The 12,516-nt window shown below is 69.0% G+C and carries 10 protein-coding genes; 8 read left to right on the top strand and 2 right to left on the bottom strand.

Features of this window, described 5'->3' with window-relative positions; translation table 11 throughout:
- The first annotated feature begins 1 nt into the window (after nt 1).
- The 5 genes from ACTJIL_RS03175 (at nt 2) to yeiP (ending at nt 5,553) form a co-directional block, all read left to right on the top strand.
- The gene (locus ACTJIL_RS03175; RefSeq protein WP_440754146.1) at nt 2-901 is read left to right on the top strand and encodes a hydroxymethylglutaryl-CoA lyase; all 900 of its coding nucleotides are present in this window, start codon (nt 2-4) and stop codon (nt 899-901) included.
- Nucleotides 898-3,480 carry a sensor domain-containing protein gene (locus ACTJIL_RS03170; RefSeq protein ID WP_440754145.1) on the top strand — a complete coding sequence of 861 codons (2,583 nt, stop codon included), beginning with the start codon at nt 898-900 and terminating at the stop codon, nt 3,478-3,480. Before ACTJIL_RS03175 ends, ACTJIL_RS03170 begins: the two co-directional genes overlap by 4 nt.
- Nucleotides 3,473-3,961 carry a GNAT family N-acetyltransferase gene (locus ACTJIL_RS03165; RefSeq protein WP_440754144.1) on the top strand — a complete coding sequence of 163 codons (489 nt, stop codon included), beginning with the start codon at nt 3,473-3,475 and terminating at the stop codon, nt 3,959-3,961. The genes ACTJIL_RS03170 and ACTJIL_RS03165 overlap by 8 nt, the downstream gene beginning before the upstream one ends.
- Nucleotides 3,962-4,113: 152 nt before the next feature.
- Nucleotides 4,114-4,884, top strand: a complete 771-nt coding sequence (locus tag ACTJIL_RS03160) for an SDR family NAD(P)-dependent oxidoreductase (protein WP_440754143.1) — start codon at nt 4,114-4,116, stop codon at nt 4,882-4,884.
- Nucleotides 4,885-4,986: 102 nt separating this feature from the next.
- Complete coding sequence (gene yeiP, locus ACTJIL_RS03155; RefSeq protein WP_440754142.1) at nt 4,987-5,553, top strand: elongation factor P-like protein YeiP; 567 nt, start codon at nt 4,987-4,989, stop codon at nt 5,551-5,553.
- Nucleotides 5,554-5,772: 219 nt separating this feature from the next.
- Here yeiP and ACTJIL_RS03150 read toward each other — a convergent pair whose 3' ends face one another.
- The gene (locus ACTJIL_RS03150) at nt 5,773-7,161 is read right to left on the bottom strand and encodes an FAD-binding oxidoreductase (RefSeq protein ID WP_440754141.1); all 1,389 of its coding nucleotides are present in this window, start codon (nt 7,159-7,161) and stop codon (nt 5,773-5,775) included.
- 233 nt (nt 7,162-7,394) lie between these two features.
- Here ACTJIL_RS03150 and serA point away from each other — a divergent pair, with 233 nt between their 5' ends.
- A complete protein-coding gene (gene serA, locus ACTJIL_RS03145; RefSeq protein ID WP_440754140.1) occupies nt 7,395-8,630 on the top strand; it encodes a phosphoglycerate dehydrogenase in 1,236 nt (411 codons plus the stop codon).
- Between the two features lie 144 nt (nt 8,631-8,774).
- Here serA and ACTJIL_RS03140 read toward each other — a convergent pair whose 3' ends face one another.
- Nucleotides 8,775-9,392, bottom strand: a complete 618-nt coding sequence (locus ACTJIL_RS03140; protein WP_440754139.1) for an NUDIX hydrolase — start codon at nt 9,390-9,392, stop codon at nt 8,775-8,777.
- 137 nt (nt 9,393-9,529) lie between these two features.
- Between ACTJIL_RS03140 and ACTJIL_RS03135 the strand changes: the two genes are divergently transcribed.
- Nucleotides 9,530-11,095 (top strand): amino acid permease, encoded by a 1,566-nt coding sequence (locus ACTJIL_RS03135; protein WP_440754138.1) that lies wholly within the window; start codon nt 9,530-9,532, stop codon nt 11,093-11,095.
- Between the two features lie 115 nt (nt 11,096-11,210).
- Nucleotides 11,211-12,506: an amino acid permease gene (locus ACTJIL_RS03130; RefSeq protein ID WP_440754137.1), complete on the top strand. Its 1,296-nt coding sequence runs from the start codon at nt 11,211-11,213 to the stop codon at nt 12,504-12,506.
- Nucleotides 12,507-12,516 lie beyond the last annotated feature (10 nt).

The following is a 12,516-nucleotide window of genomic DNA, read 5'->3' as shown; positions in this document are numbered from 1 at the left end:
CATGGCCCTGCCCGCGTCCGTGCGCATCGTCGAGGTCGGCCCGCGCGACGGGCTGCAGAACGAAAAGACGATCATCCCCACCGCCGCCAAGATCGAACTGGTCGACCGGCTCTCGGCCACCGGCCTGCAGACCATCGAGGCGACCAGCTTCGTCAGCCCGAAGTGGGTGCCGCAGCTGGCGGATGCCGCCGAGGTCTATGCTGGCATCCACCGCAGGCCGGGCGTGCGTTACCCGGTGCTGGTGCCCAACGAACAGGGCTACGAGCGCGCTCGCGCCGCCGGCGCCGACGAGATCGCGGTGTTCACCGCGGCGTCGGAAGCCTTCAACAAGGCCAACATCAACGCGACGATCGACGAATCACTGGCCCGCTTCGCGCCCGTCCTCGCGCGCGCGAAGGCTGACGGCATTCCCGTTCGCGGCTACGTCTCCACCGTGCTCGGCTGCCCGTACCAGGGGCAGGTACCGGTCGCGGACGTGGTGCGCGTCGCCACGGCATTGCATGCGATGGGCTGCTACGAGATCTCGCTCGGCGACACCATCGGCGTCGGCACGCCCGGCAAGGCGCGCGCGATGCTGCTGGCCGTGGCCGAAGCGGTGCCGATGCCGGCGCTGGCGGTGCATTTCCACGACACCTACGGCCAGGCGCTCGCCAACATCCTGGCCTGTCTGGAGGAAGGCGTGGCGGTGGTCGATGCGGCCGTCTCCGGTACCGGCGGCTGCCCCTACGCCAAGGGTGCGACCGGCAACGTCGCCAGCGAGGACGTGGCGTATATGCTGCACGGCATGGGCATCGCGACCGGCATCGACCTCGCCGCGCTCAGCGACACCGGTCGCTGGCTGGCGGCCCTGCTCGGCCGCGACACCGGCAGCAAGTTCACCCGGGCCGCAATGGCGTCATGAGCACGGGCCGCCAGCTGCCGGAGGAAACTTCGAGGCTGTCGGCCAACGATGGCACCGCGCAGATCGCGGCGGCGCTGGACACCGCCTGCCGCGACCTGGCGATCCCCGCCGACGTCCGCCTGCTGCTGGCCGAGGCCCGCGATGCCCTGCGTTCGGCCAGCAGCGACGCCGAGACCGCGCGCCTGCGCTACCACGCGCTGTTCGACGCCGTGCCCGACCCGGTCAGCATCCTCGACGAGCGCGGCATCGTGCTCGACCTCAACAAGGCCGGCATGGCCGCCTACCGGCGCCCGCGCGAGGAGATCATCGGCCAGCCGATCGAAGTGCTGAACCCGGACCTGCCCAAGGGCCACCTCGGCCCGGTCTGGGACACCATCAACCGCGGCCGCACCTACGTCATCGAAGTGACCAACATGCGTGCCGACGGCACCCGGTTCCCGGTCGAGGTGCATTCGGCCGGATTCCTGCACGACGGCCGCAAGTGCCTGGTGGCGGTGGCGCGCGACCTGAGCAGCCGCCACGAGGCCGAGCTGCGCTACCGCGAGCTGATGGAGGTGATCGACAAGGGCATCGTGGTCCAGGACGAGTTCCTCAATTTCACCTACGGCAACTCCGCGGCGCTGCGCCTGCTGGGCATCGACGGCAGCGCATCGCTCGACGACGCGATGCGGCTCGAGCACTGGATGCTGGTGCGCGAGGACGGCACGGTGATGCCGGAAGCGGAATACCCGGCGGTCCGCGCGCTGCGCGAAGGCAGGATCATCGAGAGCACCCTGGTCGGCCTCTACCATCGCCAGCGGCGCCAGCTGAGCTGGCTGTCGGTCACGGTGGTGCCGCAGTTCGCGGCCGACGCCGACAAGCCGCACCAGGTGTTGTCGATGTTCAGCGACGTCACCGAACTCAAGCGCGACAGCGCCCTGTTCGACCGCGTGCAGGCGCTGGCGCACATCGGCGGGTGGGAATGGGACGCCACCAGCGACCAGCTCTATCTCACCGACGAATCGGTGCGCATCCTCGCCCAGGACACGCCGCCGGCGACGATGCCGCGGATGATCGACTGCCTCGCCGCCAGCGACCGCCTGCGCCTGCACGCGGCGCTGGAGCTGGCGATCCGCGAGGGACGCGACTTTGACCTCGAACTGCAGGGCGCGCGCGCCGACGGCCACGCGTTCTGGGTGCGCGTGATCGGCGGCGGCGTGCCGGGCGACCCGGCCACCTCGCACCTGACTGGCACCCTGCAGGACATCACCGAGCTCAAGCACGGCGAGGAAACGCTGCGCGTGCAGGCACGCAGCGACCCGCTCACCGGGCTGATGAACCGCGACGCGATCCTCGGCGAGATCAGCGCGCGCCTCGCCGACCCGTCCCAATCCGCGGTCGCGGTGCTCTACATCGACCTGGACCGCTTCAAGGTGGTCAACGACGTGCTCGGCCACAACGCCGGCGACGAGCTGCTGATGAACGCCGCGCGCCGGATCCTGCGCGCGGTGGGCACCGAAGGTTTGATCGCCCGCTTCGGCGGCGACGAGTTCCTGGTCGTGTGCAGCACCGAGGACGATCCGGGCCGGCCCGAACGCGTCGCCGACGCGATCCTCGATGCCTTCGGCGACAGCTTCCGCTTCGAGAAAGAAGAATTCACGATCACCGCCAGCATCGGCATCGCGCGCGCACCCGGGCACGGCGACCGGCCGCAGACGCTGATCCACAACGCCGACGCGGCGATGTACGACAGCAAGCGCCGCATCCGCAACGGCTGGCAGGTGTTCACGCCGGCGCTGGCGCAGACCCAGCAGGACCGCCTGCGCGTGGAAACGCACCTGCGCCGGGCCGCCGACAACAACGAGTTCCACCTGGTCTACCAGCCCCAGGTCGCCCTGGACGGCGGCCGCATCGTCGCCGCCGAGGCCCTGATCCGCTGGGAGAACCACCAGCTCGGCGAAATGCGCCCGGACCACTTCATCGGCCATGCCGAAACCACCGGCGACATCGTGCGCATCGGCAGCTGGGTGCTGCGCGAGGCCTGCCGGCAGGTCGCCCAGTGGCGCGATGCGGGGCTGGGCATCGTGCGCGTCGCGGTCAACGTGTCCTACCGCCAGTTCCTCGGCGACGACCTGGCCGACAACGTGCGCGGCGTGCTGGCCGAGTTCGACCTGCCGGGCACCGCGCTGGAACTGGAGTTCACCGAGCGCGTGCTGATCGAGGACGCGCCGGACACGCTGCTCACCTTCGCCCGCCTGCGCGAACAGGGCGTGGTGTTGACCATCGACGATTTCGGCGAGGGTTACAGCGCGCTCAACTACCTGCGGCGGCTGCCGATCCACGGCCTGAAGCTGAGCCAGCTGTTCGTCGAAGGCGTGCCCGGCAACAAGTCCGACGTCGCGGTCTGCCAGGCGGTCGTCGGCATCGCCCGCAGCCTGGGGCTGGGGCTGGTCGCGGAGGGCGTCGAATCCGAGCAGCAGCGGCGTTTCCTGCTCGAACTCGGCGTGCCGGTCGGCCAGGGCTTCTTGTTCGCGCCGGGCCTGCGACCGGACGAGTTCGCGCACCGCCTCGGCGTCGAGGTAGCGAATGCCGATGACTGAGACGCCACGCATCCGCCCGATCGAGGCCGGCGACGACGCGGCGATGGCCGCGGTCATCCGCGCGGTGATGCCGGAGTTCGGCGCGGTCGGCGACGGCTTCGCGATCAACGACCCCGAAGTCGACTGGATGCATCGCGCCTACGCCATCGACCGCGCGGCGTACTTCGTCGTCGAGGACGCGGGCAAGGTCATGGGCGGCGGCGGCATCGCGCCGCTGCTCGGCGGCGACCCGGACACCTGCGAACTGCGCAAGATGTACTTCCTGCCCGAACTCCGCGGCCGCGGCGCCGGCGCGGCCCTGATGGCGCGCTGCCTGGACGCCGCCCGCGGTCTCGGTTTCCGCCGCTGCTACCTCGAGACCCTTTGCGGCATGGACGCGGCGATGAAGCTCTACGAACGCAGCGGCTTCCACCGCATCGACGGCCCGCTCGGCGCGACCGGGCACGGCGGCTGCAATACCTTCTACCTGCGCGGCCTGTAGGTCGGGGCTACGCCCCGAAGCCGTGAAGCCTTTCCGACCACGGGATTTCGTTCTCCGGGTGAGTCCCCGGTTGCGCCGTGCCGTCGGAGGCCTAGCCCCGGCCTGCGGCCATCACGGTTAAAATCTCCGGTTTCCGCCTTCCGGGATTTCCCATGCAACCCGATTCGATCCGCGCCATCGTCACCGGCGGCGTTTCCGGCCTCGGCCTGGCCGTGGCCACGCGCATCGTTGCCGACGGCGGCAAGGTCGCCCTGTTCGACGTCAACGACGACAAGGGCGCGGCCGCGGTCGCGGCCCTGGGCGACGCCAATGCGCGCTACTTCCGCACCGACGTCACCGACGAGGACGGCGTGGTCGCCAATGTCGCCGCGGCGAAGGAATTCCTCGGCGGCCTCAACGCCACGATCAACTGCGCCGGCATCCTCGGCGCGGGCCGCGTGCTTGGCCGCGAAGCGCCGATGCCGCTGAAGAATTTCTCGGCCACGGTGATGGTCAACCTGGTCGGCAGCTTCAACGTCGCCAAGGCCGCGGCGGCGCAGATGCAGCACAACGAAGCCGGCGAAGACGGCGAGCGCGGCGCGATCGTCAACACCGCGTCGGTCGCCGCGTACGAAGGCCAGATCGGCCAGGCCGCGTATTCGGCGTCGAAGGGCGGCGTGGTCGGCATGACCCTGCCGATGGCGCGCGAACTGGCCCGCTTCGGCATCCGCGTCAACACCATCGCCCCCGGCATTTTCTGGACGCCGATGGTCGACGGCATGCCCGACGACGTGCAGCAGTCGCTGTCGGCCTCGATCCCGTTCCCGTCGCGGCTCGGGCGGCCGGAGGAGTTCGCCGACCTCGTCGCCTACATCCTCGGCAACCGCTACCTCAACGGCGAGACCATCCGCCTCGACGGCGCGGTGCGGCTGGCACCGAAGTAGCCGGGAATCGGGAATGGAGAATCGGGAATCGCAAGAGCGAGTCGCCAACCATTTCCGCTTTTCCGATTCCCCACTCCCTATTCCCCATTCCCGGTTCTTCCAATGAAAGCCTACGACGTCAAGAAAGGAAACGTGGTCGAGCACAACGGTACCGTGTACCAGGTGCGCGACATCGAGCGCAGCTCGCCGCAAGGCCGCGGCGGCAACGTCAAATTCCGCTTCACCATGTATTCGGTGCCCGGCGGCAACAAGTTCGACCTCAGCCTCGGCGGCGACGACGAGCTGAAGGAAGTCGAGCTGTCACGACGGCAGGTGACGTTCTCGTACAAGGACGGCGACGCGTTTGTGTTCATGGACGACGAGGACTACACGCCGTACACGCTCGACTCCGACGTCATCGGCGACGATGCGGGCTACATCAGCGACGGCCTGGCCGAGTGCTACGTGCAGATCATCGACGAGCAGCCGGTGGCGCTGCAGCTGCCGCAGAGCGTGGTGCTCGAAGTGGTCGAGACGCCGCCCGAGCTCAAGGGCGGCACCGCAACCAAGCGGCCGAAGCCGGCGAAGCTCAGCACCGGGATCGAGATCCAGGTGCCCGAGTACATCGGCAACGGCGAGCGGGTATGGGTGAATACCACGACGGGCGAATTCGGCGGCCGCGCGGACTGAGGTCTCCCGCCGCCTGCTCCCTGTAGGAGCGGCTTCAGCCGCGAGCTTTTCCGCCCCAGATGCCGCGGAGAACAAGCCAGCGGCTGGGCCATCCCTCACGCCGCTTCTTGCGAGAGCGGCTTCAGCCGCGAGTTCTCGATCCGACAGCGCGGTGCAAAAGCTCGCGGCTGAAGCCGCTCCTACAAGAGCGAGAGCCAAGGCCGTGCCGCCAAGGCGTCTTCAGGGATCGAACAGCTTTCCCGGATTCATGATCCCGTGCGGGTCCAGCACCCGCCGGATCCCGCGCATCACCTCGATCTCCGCCGCGCTGCGCGTCGACCACAGGTAGGGCTTCTTCACCAGTCCGATGCCGTGTTCGGCGGAGATACTGCCGCCGTGGCGGTGCAGCGTTTCCGCGAGCACCTTGGTGACCTGTTCGCATTGGGCGACGAATTCCGCATCGTCCATCCCTTCGGGCTTGAGCACGTTGATATGCAGGTTGCCGTCGCCGATGTGGCCGAACCAGACCACGTCGAACTGCGGGTATCCGCGCGCAAGCAGCGCCTGCGCCTCGGCTAGGAATACCGGCATCGCCGAAACCCGTACCGACACGTCGTTCTTGTACGGCGTGTACCGCGCCAGGCTCTCGGTGATGCCTTCGCGCAGGCGCCACAGCTGCGCGGCCTGGGCCTCGCCCTGGGCGATGACGCCGTCGCTGACCCAGCCCTGCCCGGTGCAATGCTCGAACGCGGCCAGCATCGCCACTTCGTCTGCATCGCCCTGCATCGCGAACTCGGCGACCACGTAGTACGGGTGCACGTCGGCGAATGGCGCCTGCCCGCCGTGCGCCAGCACGTGGTGCAGCGCGCGATCGGTGAAGAATTCGAAGGCCTCGAGGCGCAAGCGTTGGCGCAATTCCGCGAATACCGCCATCAGCACGTCGAACGAGGGCAGCGCCAGCAGCATCACCTGGGTCGGCGGCGGCGGGTCGGCGAGCTTCAGCACGGCTTCCACGACGATGCCCAGCGTGCCCTCCGAACCGATCGCCAGATGGCGCAGGTCGTAGCCGCTGGAATTCTTGACCAGGCCGCGACCGAGGTCGAGCAGTTCGCCGGTGCCGGTCACCAGCTTCAGTCCGGCGATCCACTCGCGCGTGTTGCCGTGGCGGAGCACGCGGATGCCGCCGGCGTTGGTGGCGATGTTGCCGCCGATGCTGCAGGAGCCGCGCGCGGCGAAGTCGACCGGATAGGCCAGCCCATGTTCCGCCGCTTCCTCGTGCACCGCTTGCAGCGTGATGCCCGCCTCCACCGTCAGGGTGCGGTCGATTGGGTCAAAGCCGAGCACCCGGTTCATGCGCGAAAGGCTCAGCACGAGCTCGCCGTTGGCGGCCACCGCACCGCCCGACAGCCCAGTGCGCCCGCCCGACGGCACGATCGCGACCCGGTTCGCGCCGGCCCAGCGCACCACTGCCTGCACTTCGGCCACGTCTGCCGGCAACGCGATCGCGAGCGGCGCCGGCGTCCAGCGCCGGGTCCAGTCGCGGCCGTAGTGCTCCAGTTCGGCCGGGGCGGTTTCCAGCCGAAGGTGGGGGACGTTCTGTCGCAGGTCGTCGAGGCGGGGATCGTTCATGGTGGTCGCGTAGGTCGGCCCTGCGGCCGACATGATGTGTGATGACCGGCAATGCGCCCGGGGGCATGGCCCCGACCTGCGCGGCCGACGAATGTCATGAACCCTGTGCCGCGCGGAACGCAGCCCCGACCTGCGGCAGCGTGCCAGCCAGCGCCACGGGCGTCCAGTGCGGCACTGCAGCAAAAGCCCCCGGTTGCTGGCAAACTGATTTCGCCCTCCCCCTACCGCCGACGATGACCAAGACCTCGTACCCCAAGCAGGATATCCGCGTGCTGCTGCTGGAAGGCGTCAGCCAGAGCGCGGTGGACACGTTCCGCGCCGCCGGCTACACCAACATCGACCTGCATGCGAAGTCGTTGCCGGAGGACGAATTGCGGCAGCGCATTGCCGACGCGCACTTCGTCGGCATCCGCTCGCGCACCCAGCTGACCGCCGAGGTGCTGGCCGACGCGCGACGCCTGCTGGCGATCGGGTGTTTCTGCATCGGCACCAACCAGGTCGACACCGAGGCCGCGCAGCTGGCCGGCATCCCGGTGTTCAACGCGCCCTACTCCAACACCCGCAGCGTCGCCGAACTGGTGCTCGCGCAGGCGATCATGCTGCTGCGCGGCGTGCCGCAGAAGAACGCGCAATGCCACCGTGGTGGCTGGTCGAAGTCGGCCGCCGGCAGCCACGAGGCGCGCGGCAAGACCGTCGGCATCGTCGGCTACGGCCACATCGGCACCCAGGTCGGCGTGCTGGCCGAGGCGCTGGGCATGCAGGTGCTGTTCCACGACATCGAGACCAAGCTCTCGCTGGGCAACGCGCGGCCGGCGATCGACCTCGACGACCTGCTCGCGCGCAGCGACGTGGTAACCCTGCACGTGCCGGAAACGCCGGCCACGAAGATGATGTTCGGCGCCGCGCAGATCGCGCGGATGCGGCCCGGCACGCACCTGATCAATGCCTCGCGCGGCAGCGTGGTCGACATCGACGCGCTGGCCGCCGCGCTGCGCTCGGAACACCTGGCGGGCGCGGCGGTGGACGTGTTCCCGAGCGAGCCCAAGGGCAACGATGATCCGTTCGAATCGCCGCTGCTCGGGCTGGACAACGTCATCCTCACCCCGCACGTCGGCGGCAGCACGCTGGAGGCGCAGGACAACATCGGGATCGAGGTCGCGGCCAAGCTGGTGCGCTACAGCGACAACGGCAGCACGCTGTCGGCGGTGAACTTCCCCGAGGTCACCCTGCCCGGCCACGCCGGCAGCCGTCGCCTGCTGCACATCCACCGCAACGTGCCGGGCGTGCTGTCGCAGGTCAACGAGGTCTTCGGCAGCCACGGCGTCAACATCGATGGCCAGTACCTGCGCACCGATGCGAAGGTGGGTTACGTGGTGATCGACGTGGATGCGGACGAGCGCCAGGCATTCGAACTGCGCGCGGCGCTGGCCGAGATCCCGGGCACGTTGCGCGCGCGGGTGCTGTATTGATGCCCCTGCGCCCTGTAGGACAAGCCGGTCGCGCGTGGCCTGCCGTGGCGATTGATCTGTTGTAGGAGCGGCTTCAGCCGCGAGCTCTTGATCTTGCCGCGTGGCGCCGGGAGAGCTCGCGGCTGAAGCCGCTCCTACAAGAGATCACACGACAGTTGACGCAGCGCTTGCGGGCCGCGCCAGCCACTTGCGGGCCATGCGCCGCAGCGACGCATCCGCGCCTTCGTCCTCGGCCAGCGCTTCGATATCACGCCAGGCCAGCGCATGCGATTCGTCGCTGACAACGAACTCCTCGTCGTCACCGGCCCGCACGATGTAGCGCACGTCGTAATGCCAGTGCGCGGGGACGCCCTTGTGTTCGGGAATCAGGTGGCGGTCGAGATCGAAGACGCCCGGCACCACCTGCAGGCCCGCCAGGCCCGACTCTTCTTCCGCCTCGCGCAGCGCCGTGCGCGCCAGGTCGCGGTCGCCATCGGCATGCCCTCCCAACTGCAGCCACATGCCGAGCTTGCGATGGTGGGTCAGCAGGATGCGCGCGCCGCCGCGGTCGACCAGCCAGGCTGATGCGGTGAAGTGTCCGGCGAGCCGTTCGCGCACGAATGGATCTTCGCGATCGGCCAGCAGGGCCAGGAAATCGTCGACGCATCCGGCCTCTGCGGGCCAGCGACCGGCATAGTCGCGCAGCGCCGCCTGCAGTGCGCGGTCGGCTGCCGCGGGGGGGCTCTCGATGTTGCAGTGCGGCATGCTGTCCTCGCGATCCATCGGGCAATTCTAGCGAGGCGGCCGTGCCCGATGGCGCTTGTGCGCGCGGTGCCGCGGCGGTTATGGTCGCCGGGTCCCGGCCGCACTGCGGCCGGTGTTCCATTCATCCAACAGCATCAAATCCGGGGAGCCACTCAATGCTTTTTTGGCGCGTCAAGCCGCTCGACAAGATCATGGAAACCGCCGGCAAGAAGGCGTTGACCCGACAACTCGGTGCGTTCCAGCTGACCATGCTCGGCGTTGGTGCGGTGATCGGCACCGGCATCTTCGTACTCACTGCCGAGGCCGGCCAGAAGGCGGGCCCGGGCATGATGGTCGCGTTCGTCATCGCCGCCGTGGTCTGCGCACTGGCCGCGCTGGCATACGCCGAACTCGCCTCGATGATCCCGGTCTCCGGTTCGGCCTATACCTACACTTACGGCGTGCTGGGCGAGGCCCTGGCCTGGATCGTCGGCTGGGCCCTGGTGCTGGAATACGCGGTGGCGGCCGGCGCGGTGTCGGTGGGCTGGTCGGGCTACATGAATGGCCTGCTGATGCACACCAACCTGTTTGGCCTGGTGGAACCCGGCGCGCTGTCGCTGCCAATGGCCCTGCGCACCGGGCCCTACGACGGCGGCACCTTCAACGTACTCGCCTGCCTGATCGCGCTCGCCGTCACCTGGCTGCTGGTGATCGGCACCTCGAAGTCGGCCAAGGTCAACGCGGTGCTGGTCTCGATCAAGGTCGCGGCACTGGTCGGCTTCATCGTGATCGCGCTGCCAGCCGTGCAGAGCGAGAACTTCGAACCGTTCCTGCCGTCCGGCTGGGGCAGCCCGATGGGTGGCATCGGCGTGCTCGGCGCCGCCGCTTCGATCTTCTTCGCCTACGTCGGCTTCGATGCGGTCTCCACCGCCGCCGAGGAAACCAAGAACCCCAACCGCAACATCCCGATCGGCCTGATCGGCTCGCTGCTGATCTGCACCATCTTCTACCTGCTGGTCAGCTATGGCGCGGTCGGTTCGGTCGGCTCGCAGCCGATGATCGGCGCCGGCGGCGCGGTGATCTCTCCCGGCACCCCGGAAATGGCCGCCGCCTGCATGGGGTCGGAAGCACTGGTCTGCAGCAAGGAGCCGCTGGCACACGTCATGCGCATGCTCGGCTTCGGCGGCATCGGCAACCTGATCGGCCTGGCCGCGGCACTGGCACTGCCGTCGGTGGTGCTGATGATGATCTACGGCCAGACCCGCATCTTCTTCACCATGTCGCGCGACGGCCTGCTGCCCGAGATCCTGTCCCGGGTGCATCCGAAGTACCACACCCCGCACGTGGTCACCATGATCACCGGCGGCTTCGTGGCGGCGTTCGCGGCGATGTTCCCGGTCGGCATCCTCGCCGACATCTCCAACTCGGGCACCCTGTTCGCCTTCATCATGGTCTCGATCGGGGTGATGATCCTGCGCAAGCAGCAGCCCGGCCGCCTTCGCCCGTTCCGCACGCCGCTGGTGTGGCTGGTCTGCCCGCTGGCGGTCGCCGGCTGCCTGCTGCTGTTCTTCAACCTGTCGCTGTACACGATCAGCCTGTTCTTCGGCTGGGCGATCATCGGCCTGGTCGTCTACCGCTTCTACGGCTATCGCCACAGCGACCTGGGCCGCGGCCTGACCGCTGCCGAGGGCGGCGAAGTGCCGCCGCCGGAGCCGCCGTTCCACGAGGGTCCGCAGGCCTGACCAAGGCCCTGGATGGAACATTTGCTTCATGGAAAATGGCGCGGATGACCGCGCCATTTTTCCGTCTGCCAGCCGGCGAGCCCGCGACGCGCCGCCGGCAACGAGGGGATCGGCAATGAACGCTTCAGCCACACGCAAGATCGGGCCGGTGCTGGCGACCTTCGTGGTCGCCAACAACATGATCGGGTCGGGCTTCTTCCTGCTGCCGGCGACGTTGGCGCAGTCGGGCGGCGTCACCGCGCTGGCCTGGCTGCTGGGCACGGTGCTGGCGGTGGTGCTGGGCGGCGCGTTCGCGCGGCTGGCGCGGCAGTACCCGGACATGCAGTCGCCCGACGACTACGTGCGCCCGGCGCTGGGACGCGACATGGGCTTCCTCGCGACCACGCTGTACTGGATCTCGTCGTGGGTCGGCAACAACGCGATCGCGGTGGCGGCGTTCGGCTATCTCGTGATCCTGCTGCCGATCGACGACAGCCCGGCGGTGCGACTGGTCGGCCAGATCATGCTGATCTGGCTGATGTTCGCGCTCAACCTGCTCGGGCCGCGCGGCATCGCGCGGTTCCAGTCGATGTGCGTGATTTTCGGCCTGCTCCCGGTGATCGCGGTACTGACCGCCGGATGGGCGAGTTTCGACGGCGACATCTACCGCGCCGCCTGGAACGTCACCGACCAATCCGATGCCACGGTGGTGTTCAGTTCGCTGGCGCCGATCTTCTGGGCCTTCGTCGGCCTGGAGACCGGGGCGATGATCGCCGGCGTGGTCGACGACCCGGACCGCAACGTCCCGCGCGCGACCATCGGCGGCATCCTCATCGCCGGCGTGGTGTACCTGGTGTCGTCGGTGCTGATGATGGGCATCGTGCCGGCGTCGGAAATGGCGGTGTCGAGCGCGCCGTTCGCGCTGGTCGCCGGCAAGATGTTCGGCGCCTGGGCGATCCCGGTCATCGCGGCGGCGGCGGCGCTCAAGGCCACCGGCACACTCGGCGGCTGGATGCTGGTCACCGGCGAATCCGGCGCCCGCGCCGCGCAGCGCGGGATGCTGCCGTCGATCTTCGGCCGCCTGCGCGCGAACGGTTCGGCTGGCTGGGGGTTGCTGATCGTCGCCGCGGCGATGTCGGCGATCGTCGTGATCACCTCGGCGCCGACGGTCGGCGACCAGTTCCGGGTCCTGATCGACATGGTGGTGATGCTGGTGGTGATGGCCTACATCGCCGCCGGCCTCAGCCTGCTGCTGGGCGCGCCTGGCATGCCCTCGGGCACCCGCGAGCGCCTGCTCGGCATGGGCGCGCTGGCCGCCTGTGGCCTGCTGGTGTACTCCAGCCCGGTGAAGACGCTGGTCGGCGCGCTGATCGTCGCGCTGCTGGCGTGGGCGGCGTGGCGCGGGTTCGGGCGGGGCGCGAAGCAGGCCTGATCGCCCCGCA

The organism is Luteimonas sp. 22616, assembly GCF_052044325.1.
In the GTDB taxonomy this organism is placed as follows: Bacteria; Pseudomonadota; Gammaproteobacteria; order Xanthomonadales; family Xanthomonadaceae; genus Luteimonas.
Note: the sequence above shows the minus strand (reverse complement) of the source record. Positions and strands in the feature narration are given on the sequence as shown.

Bases quoted from the DNA above. Each gene is read 5' to 3' on its own strand.
- serA (WP_440754140.1), top strand. From the start codon at position 7,395: ATGACCAAGACCTCGTACCCCAAGCAGGATATCCGCGTGCTGCTGCTG.
- ACTJIL_RS03140 (WP_440754139.1), bottom strand. From the start codon at position 9,392: ATGGATCGCGAGGACAGCATGCCGCACTGCAACATCGAGAGCCCCCCC.
- ACTJIL_RS03150 (WP_440754141.1), bottom strand. From the start codon at position 7,161: ATGAACGATCCCCGCCTCGACGACCTGCGACAGAACGTCCCCCACCTT.
- yeiP (WP_440754142.1), top strand. From the start codon at position 4,987: ATGAAAGCCTACGACGTCAAGAAAGGAAACGTGGTCGAGCACAACGGT.
- ACTJIL_RS03165 (WP_440754144.1), top strand. From the start codon at position 3,473: ATGACTGAGACGCCACGCATCCGCCCGATCGAGGCCGGCGACGACGCG.
- ACTJIL_RS03175 (WP_440754146.1), top strand. From the start codon at position 2: ATGGCCCTGCCCGCGTCCGTGCGCATCGTCGAGGTCGGCCCGCGCGAC.
- ACTJIL_RS03130 (WP_440754137.1), top strand. From the start codon at position 11,211: ATGAACGCTTCAGCCACACGCAAGATCGGGCCGGTGCTGGCGACCTTC.
- ACTJIL_RS03160 (WP_440754143.1), top strand. From the start codon at position 4,114: ATGCAACCCGATTCGATCCGCGCCATCGTCACCGGCGGCGTTTCCGGC.
- ACTJIL_RS03135 (WP_440754138.1), top strand. From the start codon at position 9,530: ATGCTTTTTTGGCGCGTCAAGCCGCTCGACAAGATCATGGAAACCGCC.
- ACTJIL_RS03170 (WP_440754145.1), top strand. From the start codon at position 898: ATGAGCACGGGCCGCCAGCTGCCGGAGGAAACTTCGAGGCTGTCGGCC.